Here is a 24402-nt window from a genome sequence, read left to right as displayed (position 1 = left end):
ACATGGCAGGACTTGCAACTGTGGCAAAAATTGCGGGCGAAACGGTAGGACAGGAGTTCCTGATCTTTACCCTGGGCGACGAAGAATACGGCATCGATATCCTGAAAGTGCAGGAAATCCGCGGTTACGATCAGGTCACCCGTATTGCGAACACTCCGGCGTTCATTAAAGGTGTCACCAACCTGCGTGGCGTCATCGTACCCATTCTCGACCTGCGGGTGAAATTCGCGCAGGAAGACGTGATCTACAATGAAAACACCGTAGTGATCGTCCTCAACTTCGAAAACCGCGTGGTGGGTATTGTGGTTGACGGCGTATCCGACGTGCTGTCGTTAACGCAAGATCAGATCCGTCCCGCACCAGAATTTGCAGTGACTATGTCAACCGAATACCTGACCGGGTTAGGTTCTCTGGGTGACCGTATGTTGATTCTGGTGGATATTGAGAAGCTGCTGAGCAGTGAAGAGATGGCGTTAGTGGATAGCGTGACGAAAATTTGATTTTCGTTCATTAACGTCAAGGTCGTGGGCGCCGGCCCACACCGGGTTAAGGGGCGTAAACGCGCCCCTTAACAATCCTGCGTTTTTACCGCTTCGCGCAGTCGCAGGCACCAAAGTCATATCCTGCAACCGCAACATGTGGCGCAAAATCTTGCCGCTGCGCGGCTCCTTCCCCCGGCCCTGAAGCCTCTGGTCTTCAGACTGCTTCGTCAAGCAAGATTTTTGAGTACGCCAGTCCCGATTTAAAAATTAAATAATCCCACAGAAATGACCGGATGATCCAATATCCGCCGGGCAAGATTGCTGAATTCCATAGACAGTGTAAGATTAACGGATAATTAAAACTGGATGAAAAGAGAATTAATGAAATTATCGAGGGGATAGGGGGTTATTACAATAATCTCGTTGCATTGTTAAAAAGAGCCTACTGGTAATCAATGTGAATGACAGCAGGCTTTAATGAAAATTATCTTTAATAACTATTTCGCGCAATAAACGCGTGCTTCGCGAGGTGTATATATACCTAAGCTTACAACATGCAGGAATACATCCATACCTGATTCCTGAACTTCTGTACGAACAACTTTATTTGCGCCACCACAAATCTTCGCTGCATCTATGGTCTGTTCCTGCCCAATACCATTGACGAAGAAAGCTTGCTTGGTGACATGAGCAGGTTGTTCTGCAATATCATCTCTTAAGTTAAATGTCTGTTGAGCACACCCTGATAATACCGTTGCAGCGACAGCCGCAATAATTAATTTTTTCATAATAACTCATATTGATAATAAGGAAGTGAAATCACATCTTCTGACTTATCGGTTTTTTTACAAATCCGACCACTTACTATTATTAGTTATTAAAGCAGATGGTTTACCCGGCGTTGAACTATGTGAGGACTGAGATTTTTATATGTTGTATTAACGGAGCGTAAAGGTTATTAGCAGGTTGCATTTTTCAGATAAATGAGAATCAATAATATTCCGATCCCAAATTTATAATAACCGCGGTGCATTTATGCAGGTGATGATTGATGGCAGTCCGTTTGTAAAATCCCACCCGTTTTTGCCTCTCCTGCGAAGGATTGGGGTAGGGTATTAAGGGCTTCTCAGCGATACCTTCTTTTCCGTGCCTTCGCTAACCCATTGAAATTTTGTGTCACAAACACCCCTAAAAAAGAGGGTATTTCCCACCGAACAGCGTTAATCTTTTGCCGTTCAATACCCAACCCTCACAATTGAACAGTTCACTACCTCACAGGCAGCTCAAAAACCCCGGCACCGCCTGCCACGTTAGCCCGCCAAGCGCCTTTCGATGAAGGCTTTTCGCCACTTCGTCGGGGTGGTGTCGAGACGCTGGCGGAAGTGATGGCGCAGGGTTTCCGGTGATCCAAAACCGGCTTGTTCGGCGACGCGGTCAATGCTTAATGTGCCGTTTTCCAGCAGCGCGCAGGCTTTTTCCAGCCGGACGCTCAGCATCCATTCGCCGGGCGTCGTGCCCGTTGCATCGTGAAAACGCCGCAGAAAAGTCCGGCGGCTCATACCGGCTTGTGCGGCGAGCTGCTCAATCACCAGCGGCGTATTGAGATGACTGCGTAAATCGTCCAGCAGCGGGGCGAGATTTTTGGTCTGACGCCGTGGAACGGGTTGCTGAATCAGCTGCGCCTGATTGCCTTCACGCAGCGGCGGCGTCACCATGCGGCGCGCCGTGCGGTTGGCAACTTCAATACCGTAATCACGACGGATAAGATGCAGACACAAATCCACACCCGCCGCGCCGCCAGCAGACGTAATAATGCTGCCTTCATCCACGTAAATCATCCCGTGTTCGACCTGCACCTCAGGAAAGCGCTGCGCCAGAATTTCCGTACTGTTCCAGTGCGCGGTAGCGCGTTTGCCATCGAGCAGTCCGGCAGCGCCGAGCACAAAGCTGCCTGCGCAGATCGAGACAATGCGGGTGCCGTTGCGGTGCGCTTTTTGCAACGCGATGATGAGCGCCTCTGACGCCGGTTCGTGAACACTTCGCCAGCCGGGGATCACGATCGTACCTGCCTCCTCCAGCAGTTCCAGCCCGCCATCGACCACCAGCCGGACGCCGCCCTGCGCGCCGAAAGTGCCTTCTTCCACCGAAGCGACACACAGGTCATACAAAGGCTCACCAAACACATCGTCGGCCCGCCCGAAAGCTTCGACCGCAATACCGAACTCGAACGTGCACAGGCACTCATAGGCCAGCAACACCAGACGCCGGTTCAGGGGCGCGGGCGAGCGGGCAGGGAGCGGAAAAGGGGAAGTAATGCGCATGATGGGTTACCGGTGATTTTGGCATGATCTTGACGATACATGGCATCCGGATGGATTTCCAGCACGCCGCCAATCTTCCATGCTGGCACTCTCTTAACGTTTTGCAGGGACCAGATATGAAAAACATGTTGGCACTGATGGCGGTTTGTCTTGCCGCGCTGATGTCAGGGCTGGAAATCTCCAGCGTGCCGGTGATTTTGCCGGTGCTCGAAAAGGAGATGCACGCGAGCTTCAGGGAGTTGCAGTGGATCATGAATGCCTACACGCTGGCCTGCACCACGGTGCTGATGGCCACCGGTACACTGGCGGACAAATACGGGCGTAAGCGCGTTTTCATCCTCAGTATTTTCGCCTTCGGGGTGACGTCTCTGATGTGCGGGCTGGCGCCCACTGCGGCGTGGCTCATCGTCGGGCGGTTTTTACAAGGGCTGAGCGGCGGCGCGATGCTGACCTGCCTGATTGCGATACTGTCATCCCAGTTTCCACAAGGGAAAGCGCGCAGCCGCGCATTTGCCGCCTGGGGGATAACCTTCGGCTTCGGGCTGGGCTTCGGGCCGATCGTAGGCGGCATGTTAGTGGCGTGGCTGAGCTGGCAATGGGTATTTCTGGTACACGGGTTTATCGCATTACTGACGCTGATTCTGGCGCTGAAAAACGTGGTGGAATCCCGCGACGCGCAGGCTAAAAAACTGGATCTCGGCGGGCTTGTCACGTTATCGCTGACGGTGATGGGCGCGACGTATCTCATCACGCAGGGCGGCAGCCTGGGCTGGTACAGCGTCACCGCGCGCGCCGTGATGCTGATCACCGCGGTCAGCGCTGCCCTGTTCATCTGGATTGAAAAACGCCATTCGCATCCGATGTTCGATTTTTCAGTCTTCCGCGTGCGGGCATTTTCCGGTGCGCTGATGGGATCGGTGGGGATGAACTTCAGCTTCTGGCCGCTGATGATTTACCTGCCGGTGTACTACCAGGCCGGGCTGGGGTATGGCAGCGTTGCCACTGGCCTGGCACTGCTGGCTTACACGTTGCCCACGTTGCTGATGCCGCCGTTGGGTGAAAAGCTGACCACCCGTTTTGGCGCATCACGTCTGATCCCGCTGGGATTATTCACCATCGGCGCAGGTTTCATTCTGATGCAAATCGCCGTTGTGCATCACATGAGTTTGATGCCAGGTGCGCTGCTGGCAGGTATCGCTCTCGGGCTGACCAATACGCCGGTAACCAACACCACCACCGGTTCCGTTGCGGCAAACCGGGCGGGAATGGCGTCGGGTATTGATATCAGCGCACGGCTGATCACGCTTTCCGTCAACATTGCCCTGATGGGCAGCCTGCTGGTGGCGGGAATTGCCGCGAGCCTGAAAGGATCCATGCCAGCGGCAACAGATATCTCTTCACTGGCCGGGCGTATCGCAGGAGGTTCTGCCGTTGAAACTCTGCACCGCGGGCAGGTTGAACAGGCGCTGACGCAAGGGTTTGCAGGCATTCTGCTCTATGGCGCAGCCGGGGTCTGGGTGCTGGCAGTGGCAAGTTATTTGCTGTTTAACGTCAGGGGGCGGCGCAAAAGCGCATCCTGCGAGCCGTACTGACCCTAAACATCCGTGTTGCATTTCGTGCAGCACGTTTTTGCGTAACACCTTCCAGTTGCCTGAAAATTCATCATTTTATCTGAGCATCTTTTTGCGGATTATGGCGTGATAGCCCGGTGGGACGGGGCTTCACGCAAATATACGTGGGCAAAATGATAATTTGATTAAGTACGACACGTGGCGTACATTGAGGCAGCATGAGTTTCAAAGAGATCAAAGGGAAGGTGATCGCGTGTTTAAAGAATGGGCAAGTCAGGTTTGCGGTAAGACGTGAAATTCATCTCAAAAATCTTTTAAGCACGGGGGAGGTGACGTCACAGGAACTGGAGAGGGTGATCGGTCTGGCTACCGGGCAACACTACCAGAGTCGCCGCCACCATCTAGACAGCAGTCTTGATGTCCACATTATTACCCTCTGGTATGCCGGGGTTAACTGGTACATCAAATGGTATTTTGCAGAACCCAACAGTGTTTTCATCAGCGTTCATCATTAAGGGAAAATATGATTATTGTTAAAGTAGGGGATGAAGAAAGAGCCGCATGCGGAGTGTGTGAGGCTTTCAGGATGGTCAGCTATCAGTTGCGCGATGTGCCGTTTGATGACGGCAGCGGCATCGTGAAAAACATTATCGCGGGCGTCTGTAAGACCTGCGACAGCGTCGCGGTGATCCCTTATCAGTCGGTGCCTGCGATTAAAAAGCAACTGCAGTTGCAGCGCAAAGCTGTGGAAAGCCGTGTCCCGGCGCACATGATTGATTTGTTAAATCTTGCCAGTGCGGAATTAGGCGCAACCCCCGATTTCGTGCCGTTACTGCTGAAATATTACATTCATCAGCTGGCGTCCAACCCGGAAGCCGCAGTGCAGCTGGTCACCTTGCTGACGTCAGAACTGGCGAGCGGTCCGGCCAATAAACGCCTGTCCCTGAAAGGGCGTGAAATCGGCAATGACATCGATAAGTTAAAATCGCTGTCACACATCGACACCACCACTGAGTTATTAAAAGCCGTGGTGCTGATGATCCACCATGACCTGATGGTCAGCCCTGATGCGCATCGCATCGCTCTGTTAAAAAGTTTTGTCGCCACGGTGGCGTAATTTCCTCAGACCACCGAATCACACTCTGTGCCATGACGTCCTTTCTGATCTTATCGCTGGCGATGCCGGGCCTCTGAAGCTTGCCGGGGAGAGTGCCCTGCGTCAGCCAAAAAATCTGATCCCCTTCACATAAAGTTCCCCTCATTTCTGCCGATAACCCTTCCAGATAATTCTCATTTAAAAAGGAACAACATGTTTAACCGTATGAAAGTGGTCACGGGCATCGTGATCTTACTGATGGTCTTCGGTGCTTTACAGTTGGTATCCGGCGGCCTGTTCTTTAAATCCTTAAAGACGGACAAAGACAATTTCACCACCTCGCAGCAGATTCGTTTACAGCAGGCGGAATTCAACGCCAGCTGGATTTACCTTCTGCAAACCCGTAACACGCTCAACCGTGCCGGGATCCGTTTCATGCTCGATGCGAACCAGATGGGCAGCGGCGCGACGGTCAAAGAACTGATCGACACGGCGACTAAAGATCTGAAAATTGCTGACCAGCATTTTGCTAATTATCAAAAAATTCCTGCGGATGCCAGCCAGAACCCGGCGTTTGCTGAAGATGCTAAAAAACAATATCAGGTGCTTCACGACGCGCTCTCAGAACTTATCGAGCTGATCGGCCTTGGCCGTATCAACGATTTCTTCGAACAGCCGACACAGCAGTATCAGGACAATTTCGAAAAAGCGTTCGTGACCTATATCGATCAGAACGACCATTTGTATGACCAGGCGGTTCACGTCAGCGAAAGTTCCTTCACGCATGCGATGTGGATGCTGGGTACCGTACTGATTGTACTGGCGATTTTCATCATTCTGGCCTGGGTCGGCGTTCAGCGCATCCTGATCCATCCGCTGAAAAATATCGTCGTCACCATCCGTAAAATCGCCACCGGCGATCTGACGCACGAAATAGTGGTGAAAAGCCGTAATGAAATCGGCCAGCTTGCCGATAGTCTCAAGTACATGCAGGAAGAACTGATTCGTACTGTCTCCGGCGTGCGCCACGGTGCCGACGCGATTTACAGCGGCGCGAGCGAAATTTCTGCCGGTAACAGCGATCTCTCTTCGCGTACGGAAGAGCAGGCATCAGCACTGGAAGAAACCGCAGCCAGCATGGAGCAGTTGACCGCGACCGTGAAACAGAACGCCGAAAACGCCCGTCAGGCCAGCCAGCTGGCGCTGAGCGCATCGGAAACGGCGCTGAAGGGCGGCAAAGTGGTGGCCAACGTCGTCGATACCATGAACGACATCGCCAGCAGCTCGAAGAAAATCACTGACATTACCGGTGTGATCGACGGGATTGCCTTCCAGACCAACATTCTGGCACTGAACGCCGCGGTTGAAGCAGCGCGTGCCGGTGAGCAAGGGCGCGGTTTTGCGGTGGTGGCGGGAGAAGTTCGCAGCCTGGCACAGCGCAGCGCGCAGGCTGCCAAAGAGATTAAAGGGCTGATTGATGATTCTGTCAGCCGCATTAATACCGGCTCGGTACTGGCTGAAAGTGCCGGTGAAACCATGAACGACATGGTGAATGCGGTCACCCGCGTCACCGACATCATGGGCGAAATCACGTCGGCCTCTGACGAGCAGAGCCGCGGGATTGAGCAGGTCGCGCAGGCGATTACCGAAATGGATCGGGTGACGCAGCAGAACGCCTCACTGGTTGAAGAATCCGCGTCCGCCTCGGCGGCGCTGGAAGAGCAGGCGAGCCTGCTGACGCAATCTGTGGCGGTATTCACACTGAGTCAATCCGTCAATAACAGCGTGCGCCCGGTGACTTCGTCTTCGACGAGACTGCCTTTGTTGACTCCGAACCTGTCAGGTTCTCAGGCCGGTACAGGTGGAGCGGCACAGAGCAAGTTGTCTGAAAACTGGGAAACTTTTTAAGCCACGTACATCGCAATAATTATAAGAAATACTGTGCCGGTCAGGGCCGGCACATAAAGAGGTTATCCATGTTTAAGCACATCCGTGTGTCCACCTGCATGTTTTTACTGTTGTTAGTGTTTTTTGTGATGCAACTGGTCAACAGCGGTTTATCGCTGTACGCCGCCCACACGGATAAAACTAATTTCGAGCAGATTGCCAATACCACTGAGCAGCGGGATGCGCTCAACCAGACCTGGTCTTATCTGCTGCAAACCCGTAATACCCTGAACCGCGCGGCCACGCGTCTGGCGCTGAAACAGCCGCAGGAAAACATCACGCAGTTGATGGCAGATGCCAAAGCCAGCCTGAAAAATGCCGAAAATGCTTACGCAGCGTTTCTGGCGCTGCCCCGCAGAACCGAAAAAGCGGCTGAACTGACGGCGGTGAACAAGGCCAGCTACCAGCAGTTGCACGATATGTTGCAGTCACTGAACGACATGCTGTCCGCCGGTGATATGCAGGGCTTCCTTAACGGCCCGGCACAGAAATACCAGGATCAGTTCCAGAAAGACGTGGGGAATTACACCGCGTATGTCGGTGGCCGTTTTAACCAGGCTAAAGAGCAGACCGTGGCGTCTTACCAGAACGTGATGATCAACACCTCGGTGATTGTGGTTCTGCTGGTGCTGCTGACCGCCCTGGCGCTGGTGATCACCCGCCGTATTCTGTTCCAGCCGCTGACCGTCATGCGGGGTCATTTTGACCGCATCGGTGCGGGAGATATCTCGGCACCGATCACCGTCGAAGGCCGTTACGAAATTAAAGTGATGCTCGACAGCCTGCAACAGATGCAGCAGTCGCTGGCCAATACCGTGCGCACCGTGCGTCACGGCGCAGACACCATGTTCTCCGGCCTGAAAGGCATTGCTGCGGGAAACACCGATTTATCGGCGCGTACTGAACAGCAGGCTTCCGCTCTGGAAGAAACGGCTGCCAGCATGGAGCAGCTCACCGCGACGGTGAAACAGAACGCCGAGAACGCCCGTCAGGCGACACAGCTGGCGCGCGATGCTTCAAATACCGCAGAAAAAGGCGGCGCACTGACCGGCAACGTGGTGAAAACCATGAATGACATTGCAGGCAGCTCGAAGAAAATCAGTGCCATCACCAGCGTGATTGACGGCATTGCTTTCCAGACCAACATTCTGGCGCTGAACGCCGCTGTCGAAGCCGCCCGTGCGGGCGAGCAGGGGCGCGGGTTTGCCGTGGTGGCCGGCGAGGTGCGCAGTCTGGCACAACGCAGTGCGCAGGCCGCAAAAGAGATCAAAGCGCTGATCGACGAATCCGTCAGCCGCGTCAGTCAGGGTTCCGAACTGGTGGAATCTGCCGGCAACACCATGGATGACATCGTGCGTGCCGTGACCCGCGTCACCGACATCATGGGCGAAATCGCCTCGGCGTCGGATGAGCAAAGCCGTGGCATCGAGCAGGTATCGATTGCCGTGACGCAGATGGATCAGGTGACGCAGCAAAACGCCACGCTGGTTCAGCAGGCCGCGTCTTCCACCCATGCGCTGGAAGTGGAGTCTGAGAACCTGACCCGTGCTGTCTCTGTCTTCCGTCTCTCGACGTCAGAAAGCGGGCATGCACCGCGCAACACACCGGCGTCTGGTTTTGCGCCACGTTCGCTGACGCCACCCGCGTTACTCCCTGTGACCGCGCGTGCGGGATCGGCGGATAACTGGGAAACATTCTGACAGACCGGACGGCCATGAAGTGTCAACAAAGGTTTAGAAATACCACCTGTTCGTTACTGGAGCTGCACCATGAATCAACCAGGCTCGCCACTGAGTGCTGATAACACTTCGATCATGGCACAGATGATCCAGCGGTTACCGCTGTCAGATATCCATTTCCGCCGGATCAGTGAGCTGATTTATCAGCGCGCAGGTATCGTGCTGGCGGATCACAAACGGGAGATGGTCTACAACCGCCTGGTACGGCGGTTGCGGCTCCTCGGGCTGAACGATTTCGGCAGTTATCTGGCGATGCTGGAAAGTGATACCAGCAGCGCGGAATGGCAGGCGTTCATTAATGCGCTGACCACTAACCTGACGGCATTTTTCCGCGAAGCGCATCACTTCCCGATACTCGCGGAACATGCGCGTTCAAGGCCGAATAATTACAGCGTCTGGAGCACCGCCGCCTCAACGGGCGAAGAGCCGTACTCCATCGCCATGACCCTGAGCGAAGCGCTGGGGCCGCGTATGGCGAACTGCCGTATTCAGGCCAGCGACATCGATACTCAGGTGCTGGAAAAAGCCACGGCGGGCGTCTATCGCCAGGAAGAGTTGCGCACGCTCAGCCCGCAACAGTTGCAGAAGTTCTTCCTCAAGGGCACCGGCCCGCACAGTGGTCTGGTGCGTGCCCGTCCGGAACTGACGCAAATGGTGGCCTTCCAGCAACTGAATTTACTGGCAAACCAGTGGCAGCTTAACGGACCCTTTGATGCAATTTTCTGCCGTAATGTGATGATTTATTTCGATAAAGAAACGCAGGAGAAAATTTTACGCCGATTTGTTCCGTTACTTAAGCCGGGTGGCCTGATGTTTGCCGGCCACTCCGAAAACTTCAGCCAGATCAGCCGGGAATTTTATTTGCGCGGCCAGACCGTCTATGGCCTCGCCAAGGAGAGGTAATGAATAAAATCAGAGTATTGAGCGTCGATGACTCGGCGTTAATGCGTCAGCTGATGACTGAAATCATTAACAGCCATCCCGACATGGAAATGGTGGCGACCGCGCCCGATCCGCTGGTCGCACGGGATCTGATCAAGAAATTCAACCCGGACGTGCTGACGCTGGATGTGGAAATGCCGCGCATGGACGGGCTGGATTTTCTGGAAAAACTGATGCGTCTGCGCCCGATGCCGGTGGTGATGGTGTCATCGCTCACCGGTAAAGGCTCGGAAATCACTCTGCGCGCGCTGGAACTGGGGGCGATTGATTTCGTCACCAAACCGCAGCTTGGGATCCGCGAAGGCATGCTGGCTTACAGCGAAATGATTGCTGACAAGATCCGCACCGCGTCAAAAGCGCGCCTGAACAAAAGCGTAAATCTGGAACAGCCGCGCATTCTCAGCCATACGCCGCTGCTCAGCAGTGAAAAGCTGATCGCCATTGGCTCTTCCACCGGCGGAACCGAAGCGATCCGCCACGTTCTGCAACCGCTGCCACCGACCTGTCCGGCGCTGATGATCACGCAGCACATGCCGCCGGGCTTCACGCGCTCTTTTGCCGAACGTCTGAACAAACTGTGCCAGATCACCGTAAAAGAGGCTGAAGACGGCGAGCGCGTTTTACCGGGGCATGCGTACATTGCGCCGGGCGACAGACACATGGAACTGGCACGCAGCGGGGCCAACTATCAGGTTAAGTTGAACGACGGCCCGGCGGTGAACCGCCATCGTCCGTCGGTTGACGTGTTATTTCGTTCGGTGGCGCAGTTCGCCGGACGCAATGCCGTTGGGGTGATCCTGACGGGAATGGGCAATGACGGCGCCGCCGGCATGCTGGAGATGCACCGCGCAGGGGCGTATACCCTGGCACAAAACGAAGCCAGTTGTGTGGTTTTCGGTATGCCTCGTGAGGCTATCGCCACCGGTGGCGTCAATGAAGTGGTGGATCTCAGCCAAATCAGCCAGCGCATGCTGGCACAAATATCAGCCGGTCAGGCATTACGTATTTAATTTTTCAGCCTTGCGCTGGGTAGCAAACCTTAGGAGTAGATAAAACATGGCCGATCCAAATCTGAGATTCCTGGTAGTAGACGATTTCTCTACCATGCGTCGTATTGTTCGCAACCTGCTGAAAGAGCTGGGCTTCCAGAACGTGGAAGAAGCGGAAGATGGCGTTGATGCGCTGAACAAACTGCGCGCCGGGGGTTTTGACTTCGTGGTATCTGACTGGAACATGCCAAACATGGACGGTCTGGATTTACTCAAAACCATCCGCGCGGATGCCGCACTGGCAAAACTGCCGGTACTGATGGTCACCGCCGAAGCGAAAAAAGAGAACATTGTGGCCGCCGCGCAAGCCGGTGCCAGTGGTTACGTCGTCAAGCCATTTACCGCCGCCACGCTGGAAGAAAAGCTGGGCAAAATCTTCGAAAAACTGGGCATGTAGGAGCAGTTATGGCAGAGATACCAATGCCTGCAAATGATGCAGCAACCGCGGGCGATATTATCGCCCGCATTGGGCAACTGACCCGTATGTTACGCGACAGTATGCGTGAACTTGGCCTGGATCAGGCCATTGCTCAGGCCGCGGAAGCGATCCCTGACGCGCGTGACCGTCTCGACTACGTCGTCACCATGACGGCGCAGGCCGCAGAACGCGCCCTGAACTGCGTGGAAGCGGCGCAGCCTCGTCAGAACAAACTGGAATCCGGTGCCAAAAAGCTCGACAAGCGCTGGGAGGAATGGTTTGAGAATCCAATCGAACTGTCTGACGCCCGCGAACTGGTTTCTGATACCCGCGGCTACCTGAAAGAAGTGCCTGAGCACACCGGTTTCACCAACGCACAGTTGATGGAAATCATGATGGCGCAGGATTTCCAGGATCTGACCGGTCAGGTGATCAAACGCATGATGACCGTGGTGCAGGAAATTGAAAATCAGCTGCTGATGGTGCTGATGGAAAACATTCCTGAGCAACAGGTCAGAGCGAAACGTGAAAACGACAGCCTGCTCAACGGCCCGCAGCTCGATACCAACGGTGTCGGCGTGGTGGCCTCGCAGGAACAGGTCGATGACCTGCTGGATTCATTAGGTTTCTGATGCGTCTGCCTGCCTCAAAAGAACATCTCTTTGTGCTATGCAAAGAGGTGTTTCTCTTATCCAAAATTTTTAATTATTTTCCCCCTCTGCCGCCATCTGTGGAATAACCCGCATTTATCCCCCTTGTTCCATCCATAAGACTTAGCCGCTTTTGTCATGCTATGCGTGAAATTGTGCCCGTTGCCTGTTGAGCGGCGGGTAAATGCTGACAGGAACCGCCGGTGGCTGAAGAAAGCGATCTCGAAAAAAGTGAGGCCCCCACAGCCCACAGGCTGGAAAAAGCCCGTGAAGAAGGGCAGATCCCGCGCTCGCGTGAACTGACCTCGATGCTGATGCTCGGCGGCGGATTAACGCTGTTGTGGATGTCCGGCGAATCCATGGCGCGCCAGCTTGGCGTGATGATCGCCCAGGGGCTGAATTTCGATCACAACATCATCGGCAACGACCGGGAGATGTTGCAGCAAATGGCGTCACTGCTCGGTCGAGCGGTGATGGCGTTGTTGCCGGTGATTGGCGGGCTGATCCTGATCGCGCTCGCCGCGCCCTTGTTGCTGGGCGGCCTGCTGTTCAGTGCCAAATCCTTTGAATTTAAGTTCAGCCGTATGGATCCGATTGCCGGATTCAAGCGGCTGTTTTCCGGTCAGGTGCTGGCGGAACTGCTGAAAGCGATATTGAAAGCGTCGCTGGTAGGCAGCGTCGCCGGTTTATACCTGTGGCATAAGTGGCCGGAAATGCTGCGCCTGATCGCCCAGCCGACCATTCCCGCGCTCGGTGAAGCGCTGAGCATGGTGGCATTTTGCGGGCTGATGGTGGTCTTCGGGCTGACGCCGATGGTGGCGTTCGACGTGTTCTGGCAAATCTGGAGCAACCTGAAGAAACTGCGCATGAGCAAGCAGGACATCCGCGACGAACATAAAAGTCAGGAAGGTGACCCGCACGTTAAAGGGCGTATCCGCCAGCAGCAACGTGCGATGGCCCGCCGCCGGATGATGGCCGATGTGCCGAAGGCCGACGTGATTGTCACCAACCCGACGCACTACGCCGTGGCGTTGCAGTACAGCGAAGACAAAATGAGTGCGCCAAAAGTTCTGGCGAAAGGTGCGGGCAACGTGGCGCTGCGCATCAAAGAACTGGGTGCCGAACACAAAATTCCGATGCTGGAAGCGCCGCCTCTGGCACGTGCGCTTTACCGGCACAGTGATATTGGTCAGCAAATCCCGGCCGCGCTGTATGCCGCGGTCGCGGAAGTTCTGGCCTGGGTTTATCAGCTCAAACGCTGGAAGCGTGAAGGCGGACTGATCCCTAAAAAACCTCAACATTTACCGGTGCCTGACGCATTGGATTTTGCAGGAGAAAGTGATACCCATGGCTAATCTGGCCGCGATGCTGCGTTTACCCGCCAACTTTAAGTCCGGACAATGGCAGGTGCTGGCTGGCCCTATCCTGATTCTGATGATCCTGTCGATGATGGTGCTGCCGCTGCCGCCGTTCCTGCTCGACTTACTGTTTACCTTTAACATCGCGCTTTCCATCATGGTGCTGCTGGTGGCGATGTTCACCCAGCGCACGCTGGATTTTGCCGCGTTCCCGACCATTCTGCTGTTTTCCACCTTGCTGCGTTTATCGCTTAACGTGGCCTCGACCCGTGTGATCTTACTGGAAGGTCACACCGGCGGCGCGGCGGCAGGGCGGGTGATCGAAGCTTTCGGCCACTTCCTGGTGGGCGGTAACTTCGCCATCGGTATCGTGGTGTTCATCATTCTGGTGCTGATCAACTTTATGGTCATTACCAAAGGTGCCGGGCGTATCGCCGAAGTCGGCGCGCGTTTCGTGCTCGACGGCATGCCCGGCAAACAGATGGCTATCGACGCCGATCTCAATGCCGGTCTGATTGGTGAAGATGAAGCCAAACAGCGCCGCAGCGACGTCACGCAGGAAGCGGACTTCTACGGTTCTATGGACGGTGCGAGTAAATTCGTGCGCGGTGACGCCGTTGCCGGTCTGATGATCATGATCATTAACGTGGTCGGCGGCCTGCTGGTCGGCGTACTGCAACATGACATGGATTTCGGCCACGCGGCGGAAAGCTACACCCTGCTGACCATCGGTGATGGCCTGGTGGCGCAGATCCCAGCGCTGGTGATCTCCACGGCGGCCGGTGTCATCGTGACCCGCGTCGGTACCAATCAGGACGTCGGCGAGCAGATGGTGACTCAGCTGTTCCGTAACCCGCGCGTTATGATGCTGAGTGCGGGCGTGCTGGGTTTACTCGGCATGGTGCCGGGCATGCCGAACCTGGTCTTCCTGCTGTTCACGACCGGCCTGTTAGCGCTGGCCTGGTGGATCCGTGGTCAGGAGCAAAAAGCCCCGGTGGTAAAAGAAGCCGCGCCGGTCGAAGGGGAAAACAAACAGCTGGTGGAAGCGAGCTGGCAGGACGTTCAGCTGGAAGATCCGCTGGGCATGGAAGTCGGTTACCGTCTGATCCCGATGGTGGACTTCGCGCAAAATGGCGAACTGCTCGGGCGTATTCGCAGTATTCGTAAGAAATTCGCGCAGGAAATGGGCTATCTGCCGCCGGTTGTTCACATCCGCGATAACCTCGAATTGCCGCCTGCGGGCTACCGGATTTTAATGAAAGGCGTCGAAATTGGCACCGGCACCGCGCATCCTGGCCGCTGGATGGCAATCAATCCGGGCAGTGCCATTGGCGAATTGCCGGGTGAAGCGACCGTGGATCCGGCCTTCGGGCTCTCGGCGGTGTGGATTGAACCGGCGATGCGTGAACAGGCGCAGATTCAGGGCTTTACGGTGGTGGAAGCCAGCACCGTGGTCGCCACGCACCTCAATCACCTGATCAGTCTGCATGCCAGAGAGCTGTTTGGTCGCCAGGAAACGCAGGAACTGATGGACAGGGTCAGCAAAGAAATGCCGAAGCTGACCGAAGACTTTATTCCGGGCGTCATCTCGCTGACCAACATGCACAAAGTGCTGCAAAACCTGCTGTCCGAGCGCGTCTCGATCCGCGATATGCGCACCATTATTGAAACCCTGGCGGAATACGCACCGACCCAGCCTGATCCGAACGAGCTCACTTCGGTGGTGCGCGTGGCGCTGGGCAGGGCGATCACCCAGCAATGGTTCCCTGGCACCGGTGAAGTGCAGGTTATCGGGCTGGATACCGCGCTGGAGCGTCTGCTGTTGCAGGCCTTGCAGAGCGGCGGCGGGCTGGAACCGGGTCTGGCTGACCGTCTGCTGACGCAGTCTGAAGCGGCGTTACAGCGTCAGGATATGCTCGGTGCGCCGCCGGTTCTGCTGGTGAACCACGCGCTGCGTCCGTTGCTTTCGCGCTTCCTGCGCCGTTCCCTGCCGCAGATTGTGGTGATGTCGAATCTGGAAATGAGCGACAGCCGCCAGATCCGCATGACCGCGACTATCGGCGGTGAATAAGAACATGAACAAACTGTTGCGCGTGGCGATGGGGTCTCTGATGCTGATCAGCGCGCCGGTGCTGGCGGCGTCCGGCTCCTGGTCGGACACCCAGCGCGGCGTGACGTTGCAAAACCGGGGCGTGATGGCCTCGTCTGCGCCGCTCGCGGCACCGCAGAGTTCCCCTTTGCGGCAGCGGGCGTCGGCGACCATCACCACGGTCAGCTGGAATTACCGGCTGACGGGGCCGCGTCCGGCGGGGCTTCAGGTGTCGTTATGCAATACGACCAACCGCTGCGTGGCGCTCGATGCAGACAGCGGTCAGACCCGATCTTTTTACGGTCAGGCGGCCATCTCGCCCATGAGACTGGTGTATTTTGTACCCGGTAAAGGGGCGATGAATCCGCCGTTACGCGTGCTCAGTAATCAGGTTATTGTGAATTATCAGTAGGTTTATCCATCAGCCCCTGCGCTGTTTCTCCTTTCCCCATGGCCCGCAAAAAACGCTGCTGGGCCACCAGAATATCTTTCAGTGAAACACAGTGGTACGTCACGCCGTGACGCTGCGTCACCTGCGCAATGATCGCCGACAGCGCCGGATAATGGCGGTGGTTCCAGGCGGGAAAAATGTGGTGCGTCAGATGGCGGTTCAGCTCACCCAGCCAATAAGAGAGCCAGCGCGGATAAGGCACCCAGTCGATGGTGGTGGCAAACACGTGGCGATAACGGCCATGCTTAAAACGCCCGTCTTCCGGCACCTGATAAAACGTGCCCATCGCCCAGTGCGACCCCAATATCAGCACCACAAAAATCAGCGAAGAGAGCATCTGCCCGCCTAAATAGCACCACAGCAGAATGTCGCCGCCCATGCCCTGCTGATGTAAAACCCAGTACGGCAGCGCCAGCGCCAGCAGCAGATGCAACATTTTTGCGGTGAGGAACACGGCCCAGCCGCGGAGGCCCTGATGGCGCATTTTAGGCTGCACGCGGGTTTTGCCCGCGCGGTCGATCCAGTCGAAAAACCAGATGATGCAGGGGAAGGTCAGTGCCGCGACAAACGGCCAGTAATAATGCTGCATCTGCATAAAGACTTTGATGCGCTGGAACGGGGTCTGACGCAGCACGCCGTTTTCCTCAATATCCAGATCATAGCCCTGCACGTTCAGGTGGGCGTGGTGGCATTCCACATGTCGCACCCGCCAGCAATCGGCATCCAGCCCGAGCGGAATACAAATCACCAGGTTCAGCGCACGGTTCGCCCATGCCTGGCGGAAAAACGCATTGTGCGAGGCGTCGTGTACCGCATTGATCGCCAGTAACATTGCCGTAAAAATAAACGCGAAATAACCACAGGCAAATATAAGCCGGTTATCACTGAGCAGCGCCGTGGTGTAAAACAGCGCGCACAGGGCAAGCAGGCACAGTAATTTGGCGATCATCCGCCCGTCGGCAAAGCGATGATCCTGATGCTGCAACAGATACCGGTTCGCGGCTTTGGTCAGGTCGCGGTGAAGCGCCAGATCCTCACGCTGCTGATACCCTGGCGCCGTCATGGCTGGCTCCAGGGGTTGCCGCCTTCAGCCGTGCGCGGATCGTCACCGTTGCCCATTGCGCGCAAAAACGTCTGCTGTTCGCGCATCAGTTGCCGGTAACTCAGGCAGCGATACGGCAACCCGTGTTCTGCGGCCAGTCCGGCAATGATCTTCGCCAGTGCCGGGTAGTGACGGTGATGCCAGCCGGGAAAAAGATGGTGGGTCAGATGCAGATTGAGCATGCCAAACCATTTCTCCAGCCACAGCGGCGTCGGGTGCCAGTCGCAGGCGGTGGCAAAATTGTGTTTATACCAGCCCTGCGGCATTTTGCCCTGCGAGGGCGCATCATAGAATTCCGCCTGCGCCCAGTGGGTGCCGAGCAGCAGAAACACCACGAACGTCGATGCGATCATCTGGCTTATCAGGTAACTGGCTATCACCACGCCCGCGCTGATGTGGTGGGCATGCGCGATGAACAGCGGGATCACCAGCACCAGCAGTAAATGCAGCAGCTTAAAACCGGTGAAAATAGCCCAGCCGCGTTTGCCGGGCAGCGCGCCGGTCAGTTTCAGCGGTGTCTTGCCCAGTCTGTCTGACCAGTCAAAAATCCACGCAATATAGGGCAGGGACAGCGCGGCGATCAGCGGCCAGTAAAGATGCTGATAGCGCATGTGCGGGCGATGTTTCTGATACGGACTTTGGCGGAAGATGCCATTTTCCTGGGTGTCGAGATCGTAATGCTCAACGTTGGCATAGCGGTGATGAAACCCGACGTGGCGGATGCGCCAGTAATCAGGATCGACACCCAACGGCAGCGTCACCAGACGGCTGATGATCCGGTTGGCGCGCGTGCTGCGTAAGAACACGTTGTGCGACGCGTCGTGATTGACGTTGACGTTCAGCAACATGCCCGCCAGCACAAACAGCAGGTAGCCGCCGAAAAATCCCCAGCCGCTGTACTGGCTCAGGCAAATCGCATAACCCGCCACGCACAGCAAGGTCAGCGCCACGGCTTTTAGCAAACTGACGCCATCGGCGTAGCGGTGGTCGCCCCGCGCCTGCAAATACGCCAGCGCCTGCTGGTTCAGGGCGCGGTGAAACGCCTGTTCGCCATCGGGCATAAATAGCGGCAGATCCGTTAATTTACTCACAGGCGGCCACCTCAGTCTGACGTCGGCCCACGCCCAGCGCCAGACTGACGCCGTGCAGGCTGATTAACGGCATCAGCCAGATCCAGAACCTGTCGTGCCAGCCCAGACCGAGGAGGAAAATCAGCGGGAGAGCGACGGTGATCAGCAGCCACGCGATGACGCCCCCTTTACGGCCTTCGGCAATTGCGCCCAGCGCCAGCGTACCGGCCATCAGCAACAGGAAAAGGGTGACCTGCGCCAGCGTGGTGCCCTGATAGCCGTAACCGTATTGCCAGACATAGCCAATCACCAGCGAGAACAGCAGCAGCGCACCGGTAAGCAGGCTGGCCGTGGCACAGCGGAACTGCGGCGGTTTATGACGATAGCGCAATGGCAGTTTCAGATACTGAAAGAACGGCTGATTGCTCGCCCAGAACGGATTTTGCGGGTGCGGCTGTTTACCTGAACCGTAGGTAAATTCGCCCTCCGGCAAACCCGGCCAGTAGGTGCCGAACATTTTGTCCCAGAAAATGAACGTGCCGCCGCAGTTTTTATCCGCGTAGAAACGGTCATTCACGTGATGTACGCGATGATGGGAAGGCGTGACGAAAATTTTCTCGAGGAACCCGAGATTGGGCGTCAGCGCGTTGTGATTAAACAACTGCACGCTGTAGTGCAGCAGCGACACGGCGATAAATACCGACAGCGGCACACCGGCAATCGCCAGCAGCATAAAGAACGGGATCGAGGTCAGCGACGAATACCAGGAATTACGCACGCCGAGCGACAGATTGAAGTGCTCCCCCTGATGATGCACCACGTGCACTGCCCACAGCGGGCCAAATTTATGATGCAGCCGGTGCAGCCAGTAGAAACCGAAATCCCATGCCAGCAACGCGAAAAGCCACATCAGCGGCGCAGGCCAGCCGCTGACCCAGTTCAGGCTGAAATGCGTGACAACCAGCCCGTAACAGAAAATCTCCAGCCCGCGAAACAGCCACAACATCACATGACCTGAGTTGAGGTTAAACATCACATCGCGCCAGTTAACCGGCTCTTTGCGCAAATACTGCAACAGGCAGGCTTCGCCTAACACCACCACCAGCATAAAGATGATCGGAATAATTAAATCAACCATGAGCACTTTCCTTGTGACCAGACGGCGTAATCAACATGAACCGCCACAGCAGCGCGCCGACGCCAAGTGCCAGACCGGCACCGCTTAGCAGATCGACAAACAGATGGCGACGTAACTGCAAAATTGAGAACCCGATAGCCAGGCACCACAGCATATACAGGCCGGTTTTCCAGAGATGGCGGCTGCTCAGCGCCCAGACGGAGAGTACGGTCAGCGCCATGTGCAGCGAAGGCAGGCAATTCTGGCGCGAGTCAACGGCGGCTAACGCCGAGAGCATCCGCGCACTGAGCGAGTCTTCTAAGAATGCGGGGTACACCATGGTGGTCGGCCAGACGAGATAAACCATCCCCGAGAGCAGCGCAGTGAGCATCATCGCATTACGCAACCAGCGCAGCCGGTGTGCCGGGCAGGTCAGGTAAGCCAGCGGGATGATGATGAAAAAGGACAGATACAGCCAGATGCCGCCGGGGCTGAACGGGATCATCCGGTCAATCACCGAGGGCTTCAGCACGGTGCCCGCGGTCTGAAAGGTATCTGTCAGATGATAAACCACGCCGACTGCGCCCCAGCCCAGCAACATCTGCCATAAACGATTAACCATGAACGGTGTCCTTTAAGCGGGTGATCCGACGTTTTTTAAGCATGAAGTTGGCGGGAATGTTTCCCGCCCTTAGCGTCCACTGTAACTGAGAAAGGTCCACGCCCTGTACAGCGAAATGCTGCTGCAGCCGGGTTTTACACAGGGTCAGTTCGCTTTCGCTGCATTCGGCTTCCAGCAACAACGCGACGTCATTTTGCTGCGTCAGCCGGTAGTCTGCCGTCAGCGGCAGGGCATTGGCGATCACCCGGTTGCAGGCATCAGCAAACATCACCTGCGGCTGCCTGTCTTTGCCCGGCAATGCCAGCCAGTCGTCGCAGCGGCCTTCGATGCGCTCGATGGATAGGGTCACGCGCCCGCAGCCGCACGGCTGCTCACTTTTCACCAGCACATCGTCCAGCCGGTAACGCACAATCGGCTGGGTATGGCGGGTAAAATCGGTAATCACCGGCACGAAGCGGCGGTCGTCTATCCACTCCGGTTCCACGTGAATAAACTCTTCATTAAGGTGCAGTGTTCCCCGCTCGCAGGTGGCGGCGAGAAAACCTTCGGTTGCCTGATAGACTTCACCCACCTGCGGGAAAACCTGCTCCAGCAGTTGACGATCCTGAGCGGTCAGCACTTCGGCAACGGAAATGACTTTGCTGACGTTGAGCGTCAGTTCGCGATTCAGCACCGCCAGCGCCAGCTGCCGCAGTACCTGTGCCGGCGCGACAATAATGGTCGGCGCGACATTTTCCAGCCGCAGCAATTGCGGGTGAAAAGGCGCGAACAGATCGAAAAACTCAAGGGTCAGCCAGCGGTTATTCACGCTGTGGTAGAGATTATTGTCTGCCCGCAAAAACATCGCGACGCGCTCACCGCGGCGTAACCCTTGCGGCAGCATTTTTGCCAACATTCCGCCCGCCCAGACCTGCTGCTCATGCGGGCTGACGACGAAAATCCCGCGCTGGCCGGAGGTGCCCGACGAGAGCCCGACGCTGAACCCCTCAATCTGCGGCGTGAAGTGGCGGTCGCGTTCCGCACGCTGCGCACAGGCGAGCAGCGCCTCTTTCTTCAGACCGGCTGTGTTCATCTGGTCGAAATTCGCCATCATCAGGGCTTTATCCATCAGCGGCCACTGATTTTGCGGCAGGGTCGCGCAGGCCTTAAACCACGGGCTCTTTGCCAGCGTTTTGCGGGCAAACTGACGCAGTTTTTTCTGTTGCCACGCCAGCAACGTTTCGCGGTTGCCAAACACCAGCCGGCGGGTGCGCAGGTAGTGCCACAGGGTTTTCAGCGGGATCATAAATCCCCCTCGTGGCACAGGTGGATCTTCACATTGCCGCTCAGATAAAGCTGGTTGAGGCGGCGCAGCGTTTCGTAATACGCGGCGCTGTTGTCCATCACCAGATGCGCCATACGCGACGGCCCGCGCAGACTTTCGTAACTTTTCGGCGACCAGGCTGCGTCGCTGGCGAGCAGCTCCCAGCCGGAATCTGTGAGAACAAATGCGCCGATATGTCCGGCAGCATGTCCCGGCAGCGGCACCAGAATAATTTCATTGTCGCTGCCAGGCAGGCTGTATCCGCCCTCAAAGGGGGCGAGCGCGGCGGGCAGGGGCGTTTCCTCCATGGCTTCCATCCATTGCAGCCCGGTTTCGAAATCGTCCGGGATAAGCCCCGGAACGAACGCGGTTTTCAGGGCGGCCAGGCCACGAAGTTTACGGGTGCGGATCCAGCCGTCCATGCTGCTGATGGCAGGCACGCCGCTGAAGTCCCGCAGCCCGGCGATATGGTCCCCGTGAAAATGCGAAATGATAAGCGCCGTGATATCCGCGGGAGAAATCCCCCGATCCGCCAGCTGACGGAACAGCGCATCCCGTGAGTCGAAATGCACCGGCGTGGTGGCCCGGTACAGGCGGTAAATGCCTTTGGACGTGTAATGTTCAAAATGGTCGGCGTAGCCGGTATCCCACAGCCAGCGCTTGCCCTGCGCCTCTAACAGCCATGCCCGTGCGGGGAATTTACACACCCGCCAGCCCGCGCCTTTGAGGGCCATACAGCCGGGGTGCAGGCAATAGCCCACGTCAAAAGGGGTGAGATTAGCCACGGTGCACTCCTTTATTTTCCCGCATCGCCTGCGCCGTCAGCCCGATGGCCTGTTGCATGGAATACACAGGCCGGTAGTGCAGCTCGCTAATCGCACGGGCCTGGCTCAGCGTCATATCATAATTCACCGCGCCGACGCTGTAGCGGGTCAGCAGCGGTTCACGCCCGCGCGCCTGAGCCAGCAGCTCCATGCCGCTCGCCACGCCATAAAGCAGCCGGTAAGGCACAGGCCGGAGAGTGAAACGGATCCCGAGCTGTTCATTCAACAACTGATGCAACATGTCACCCAGGCGCTCAGGTTGCTGATTAGTAATGTTATAGATCGCCGCCGGGGGAAGATGTGGCTGAGCAGTGGCCTGCCACATGGCTTCGACGACGTTGAGCGAAAAGGTCAGGTCCAGCAGCGTTTCACCGCCGCGCGGCAAGCGCAGCACGCCTTTATTCAGGCGGATTTGCTCAAGAATGCGCGGAACGATCACCCGGTCATGTGCGCCGAACAATCCCCGCGGGCGAAGCACGGTAAAACGTGTTGCCGGAAATTGCTGCTGGCGCTGCGTGATGCAACCCTCCGCCAGAAATTTGCTGCGGGCGTAATGGTTAGCGAAGCGTTTCGCGCGATAACTTTCATCGATCTCGGCGTGGTGCCGGAAATCAAAATAGACGGCGGGCGTGGAAATGTGCACGAACCGCGGCACACCGGCCTGCCCGGCGGCGAGCGCCAGCCGGTCGGTGAGATCCACGTTAGTGCGCATAAAGTCAGACGCTTTGCCCCACGGCGACGATTTTGCCGCACAGTGCCAGACGGCGTCACAGCCCTGCACCAGCGAGGTCAGCTGCGCCGGAGTCGCAGAGTCGAGATCGACAAAGCGGAAATCCGCCCCTGCGTCGGTGAGCATTTTCCCGACCACAAGATCACGGCCCGCCGCCACCGCCTGATGCCCGGCAGCCAGTAACCACTCCGTGGCATTGCGCCCGAGCCCGCTGGTGGAGCCTGTCACTAAAATTTTCATGGGATCAGCACCATGCCGCCGAGTGTCAGACCGGCCGCGGTGCCCACCAGCGCCACCGGTTTTCCCGGCGAAAAGCGATCGTGGGTGAGGGCATAATGCAGCGCGGTCGGGATAGACGCTGATACCTGATTGCCGTGATGACGGTAGATATCAATCAGCACGTCTTCCTGAATGTTCAGCCGGCGGCGCATGTGTTCGAGTGAAACATGGCTGGCCTGATGCGGCACCACGGCCGCCAGATCGCCCTGCGCGCACTGCGCGGCAGACAATAACCGCGCCCAATACTCTTCGATCAGTGCAGCGGCGAGGCGGAACAGGCGCTTGCCGTCCATATGAAATAAAAAGTCACTGTCGGCGATCCCCGCACGGGGATTGCGTCGGGTACCGCCTGCGCGGATATGGCACAGATCCACACCGGCCGGATAGGTTTCCATCAGGCAGGAGAGAATGCCGCTGCGCCCATCGCCTCGTTCGACAATGGCGCAGGCTGCGCCGTCGCCCAGAATAATCGACGATTCTTCATGTGCCCAGTTGATGCCCCGCGACGCCAGTTCCGCACTGACAATCGCTATCCGCCGGTAAGCACCGGTATTGAGCAAACCGGCGGCGACCTGCAACGCTGAAATGAAGCTGACGCAGCTGGCGTTGACATCAAAGGTGCTGATGCCTTCACGCAGCGGCGAGGCTTTCAATACGTGCGCCGCGCTGTAAGGCAGCGCCTGCACCGGGATCGCGGAGGCGAAAATCAGCAAATCGACGGAGTCTGCCGCAATATTTCCGCGCTCAAGCGCATCGGTGATGGCAGCCACCGCAAGCTGAACCTGCGAGGCGCGGTCATCGCCGTGGAAACGGTATTCCACGCCTGAACGCTGTTGCACATACCCTGCGGATTTCCCGAGCCGGACATCCAGTTCAGCCGATGTCACTTTATGCGCCGGGAGTGCCGCACCCGAGGAAATGATTTTAAGCGGCACCAGCGATGGCGCTGCAGGTAAATTCCTTAAAGAGTCCACATATATCCTTATGTATTTTCGATTATTTTTAGCCGGTGGTGAGTGCAAATAACCCCGGAAGGATGTGGCGGATATATTACCTGTTTTGCCCCTTTTGGGGTACATAAGCACACACGATTTAAGTGCCGCAAGTCAGTCAACGCTTCTCGCTGCAACGGACTGCAAATCCTAAAAACTCTCTGGAAGCAGTATCCCATTCTCGTTAATTGCCTGTTTATTCTGCAGGGATATCCCGTTAACGTCTGGTCGCGGTGGTAAAACCCGCCGC

General features: G+C 56.6%; 23 protein-coding genes. 13 read left to right on the top strand and 10 right to left on the bottom strand.

Going from position 1 to position 24402, the window contains the following annotated elements; translation table 11 throughout:
* Positions 1-2: 2 nt before the first annotated feature.
* Positions 3-500 carry a chemotaxis protein CheW gene (gene cheW / locus ABSH60_RS01440; RefSeq protein ID WP_056769601.1) on the top strand — a complete coding sequence of 166 codons (498 nt, stop codon included), beginning with the start codon at positions 3-5 and terminating at the stop codon, positions 498-500.
* A gap of 479 nt (positions 501-979) precedes the next feature.
* Here the strand turns inward: cheW and ABSH60_RS01435 are convergent, their stop codons facing one another.
* On the bottom strand, positions 980-1270 hold the full coding sequence (locus tag ABSH60_RS01435; protein ID WP_217203912.1) for a Bor family protein: 291 nt from the start codon (positions 1268-1270) through the stop codon (positions 980-982).
* A gap of 522 nt (positions 1271-1792) precedes the next feature.
* Positions 1793-2803, bottom strand: coding sequence for a transcriptional regulator FtrA (gene ftrA, locus ABSH60_RS01430; protein WP_390972388.1), 1011 nt, complete (start codon positions 2801-2803; stop codon positions 1793-1795).
* A gap of 116 nt (positions 2804-2919) precedes the next feature.
* On the opposite strand from ftrA, the gene ABSH60_RS01425 reads away from it, so the two are divergent.
* From ABSH60_RS01425 to ABSH60_RS01370, 12 genes are all read left to right on the top strand, one after another.
* Positions 2920-4395 carry an MFS transporter gene (locus ABSH60_RS01425; RefSeq protein WP_390972386.1) on the top strand — a complete coding sequence of 492 codons (1476 nt, stop codon included), beginning with the start codon at positions 2920-2922 and terminating at the stop codon, positions 4393-4395.
* Positions 4396-4592: 197 nt separating this feature from the next.
* A complete protein-coding gene (locus ABSH60_RS01420) occupies positions 4593-4889 on the top strand; it encodes a hypothetical protein (protein WP_056769698.1) in 297 nt (98 codons plus the stop codon).
* A gap of 8 nt (positions 4890-4897) precedes the next feature.
* Positions 4898-5491 carry a hypothetical protein gene (locus ABSH60_RS01415; protein ID WP_122094977.1) on the top strand — a complete coding sequence of 198 codons (594 nt, stop codon included), beginning with the start codon at positions 4898-4900 and terminating at the stop codon, positions 5489-5491.
* 192 nt (positions 5492-5683) lie between these two features.
* Complete coding sequence (locus ABSH60_RS01410) at positions 5684-7378, top strand: methyl-accepting chemotaxis protein (protein ID WP_056769703.1); 1695 nt, start codon at positions 5684-5686, stop codon at positions 7376-7378.
* 68 nt (positions 7379-7446) lie between these two features.
* Positions 7447-9117, top strand: a complete 1671-nt coding sequence (locus ABSH60_RS01405) for a methyl-accepting chemotaxis protein (RefSeq protein ID WP_390972383.1) — start codon at positions 7447-7449, stop codon at positions 9115-9117.
* Positions 9118-9186: 69 nt separating this feature from the next.
* A complete protein-coding gene (cheR, locus tag ABSH60_RS01400; RefSeq protein ID WP_056769706.1) occupies positions 9187-10059 on the top strand; it encodes a protein-glutamate O-methyltransferase CheR in 873 nt (290 codons plus the stop codon).
* Positions 10059-11108, top strand: a complete 1050-nt coding sequence (locus ABSH60_RS01395; RefSeq protein WP_056769709.1) for a chemotaxis response regulator protein-glutamate methylesterase — start codon at positions 10059-10061, stop codon at positions 11106-11108. Before cheR ends, ABSH60_RS01395 begins: the two co-directional genes overlap by 1 nt.
* 46 nt (positions 11109-11154) lie before the next feature.
* Positions 11155-11544, top strand: coding sequence for a chemotaxis response regulator CheY (gene cheY / locus ABSH60_RS01390; RefSeq protein ID WP_056769710.1), 390 nt, complete (start codon positions 11155-11157; stop codon positions 11542-11544).
* Positions 11545-11552: 8 nt separating this feature from the next.
* Positions 11553-12197: a protein phosphatase CheZ gene (gene cheZ, locus ABSH60_RS01385; protein WP_056769712.1), complete on the top strand. Its 645-nt coding sequence runs from the start codon at positions 11553-11555 to the stop codon at positions 12195-12197.
* Positions 12198-12418: 221 nt separating this feature from the next.
* Positions 12419-13570 (top strand): flagellar biosynthesis protein FlhB, encoded by a 1152-nt coding sequence (gene flhB / locus ABSH60_RS01380; protein ID WP_056769714.1) that lies wholly within the window; start codon positions 12419-12421, stop codon positions 13568-13570.
* A complete protein-coding gene (gene flhA / locus ABSH60_RS01375; protein ID WP_056769715.1) occupies positions 13563-15644 on the top strand; it encodes a flagellar biosynthesis protein FlhA in 2082 nt (693 codons plus the stop codon). The genes flhB and flhA overlap by 8 nt, the downstream gene beginning before the upstream one ends.
* Before the next feature lie 4 nt (positions 15645-15648).
* Positions 15649-16074 carry a flagellar protein FlhE gene (locus ABSH60_RS01370; RefSeq protein WP_205965071.1) on the top strand — a complete coding sequence of 142 codons (426 nt, stop codon included), beginning with the start codon at positions 15649-15651 and terminating at the stop codon, positions 16072-16074.
* Here ABSH60_RS01370 and ABSH60_RS01365 read toward each other — a convergent pair.
* Genes ABSH60_RS01365 through ABSH60_RS01330 form a run of 8 tightly spaced genes read right to left on the bottom strand, consistent with a single transcriptional unit; the run spans position 16055 to position 24134 of the window.
* On the bottom strand, positions 16055-17176 hold the full coding sequence (locus tag ABSH60_RS01365) for a fatty acid desaturase (protein ID WP_390972379.1): 1122 nt from the start codon (positions 17174-17176) through the stop codon (positions 16055-16057). The genes ABSH60_RS01370 and ABSH60_RS01365 overlap by 20 nt on opposite strands.
* Positions 17173-18276, bottom strand: a complete 1104-nt coding sequence (locus ABSH60_RS01360; protein ID WP_390975647.1) for a fatty acid desaturase — start codon at positions 18274-18276, stop codon at positions 17173-17175. The genes ABSH60_RS01365 and ABSH60_RS01360 overlap by 4 nt, the downstream gene beginning before the upstream one ends.
* 22 nt (positions 18277-18298) lie before the next feature.
* Positions 18299-19423 (bottom strand): sterol desaturase family protein, encoded by a 1125-nt coding sequence (locus ABSH60_RS01355; RefSeq protein ID WP_122094987.1) that lies wholly within the window; start codon positions 19421-19423, stop codon positions 18299-18301.
* Positions 19416-20024, bottom strand: coding sequence for a phosphatase PAP2 family protein (locus ABSH60_RS01350; protein WP_390972377.1), 609 nt, complete (start codon positions 20022-20024; stop codon positions 19416-19418). Before ABSH60_RS01350 ends, ABSH60_RS01355 begins: the two co-directional genes overlap by 8 nt.
* Positions 20017-21309 (bottom strand): F390 synthetase-related protein, encoded by a 1293-nt coding sequence (locus tag ABSH60_RS01345; protein ID WP_390972375.1) that lies wholly within the window; start codon positions 21307-21309, stop codon positions 20017-20019. Before ABSH60_RS01345 ends, ABSH60_RS01350 begins: the two co-directional genes overlap by 8 nt.
* Entirely contained in the window at positions 21306-22112 is an 807-nt protein-coding gene (locus ABSH60_RS01340; protein WP_390972373.1) for an MBL fold metallo-hydrolase, read from the bottom strand. The genes ABSH60_RS01345 and ABSH60_RS01340 overlap by 4 nt, the downstream gene beginning before the upstream one ends.
* The gene (locus ABSH60_RS01335; RefSeq protein ID WP_390972371.1) at positions 22105-23121 is read right to left on the bottom strand and encodes an NAD-dependent epimerase/dehydratase family protein; all 1017 of its coding nucleotides are present in this window, start codon (positions 23119-23121) and stop codon (positions 22105-22107) included. The genes ABSH60_RS01340 and ABSH60_RS01335 overlap by 8 nt, the downstream gene beginning before the upstream one ends.
* Entirely contained in the window at positions 23118-24134 is a 1017-nt protein-coding gene (locus tag ABSH60_RS01330; protein WP_390972369.1) for a 3-oxoacyl-[acyl-carrier-protein] synthase III C-terminal domain-containing protein, read from the bottom strand. Before ABSH60_RS01330 ends, ABSH60_RS01335 begins: the two co-directional genes overlap by 4 nt.
* Positions 24135-24402 lie beyond the last annotated feature (268 nt).

It is taken from the genome of Rahnella sp. R3(2024) (assembly GCF_042920125.1).
Taxonomy (GTDB): Bacteria; Pseudomonadota; Gammaproteobacteria; order Enterobacterales; family Enterobacteriaceae; genus Rahnella; species Rahnella rivi.
This window is presented reverse-complemented; position numbering and strand designations above follow the sequence as displayed.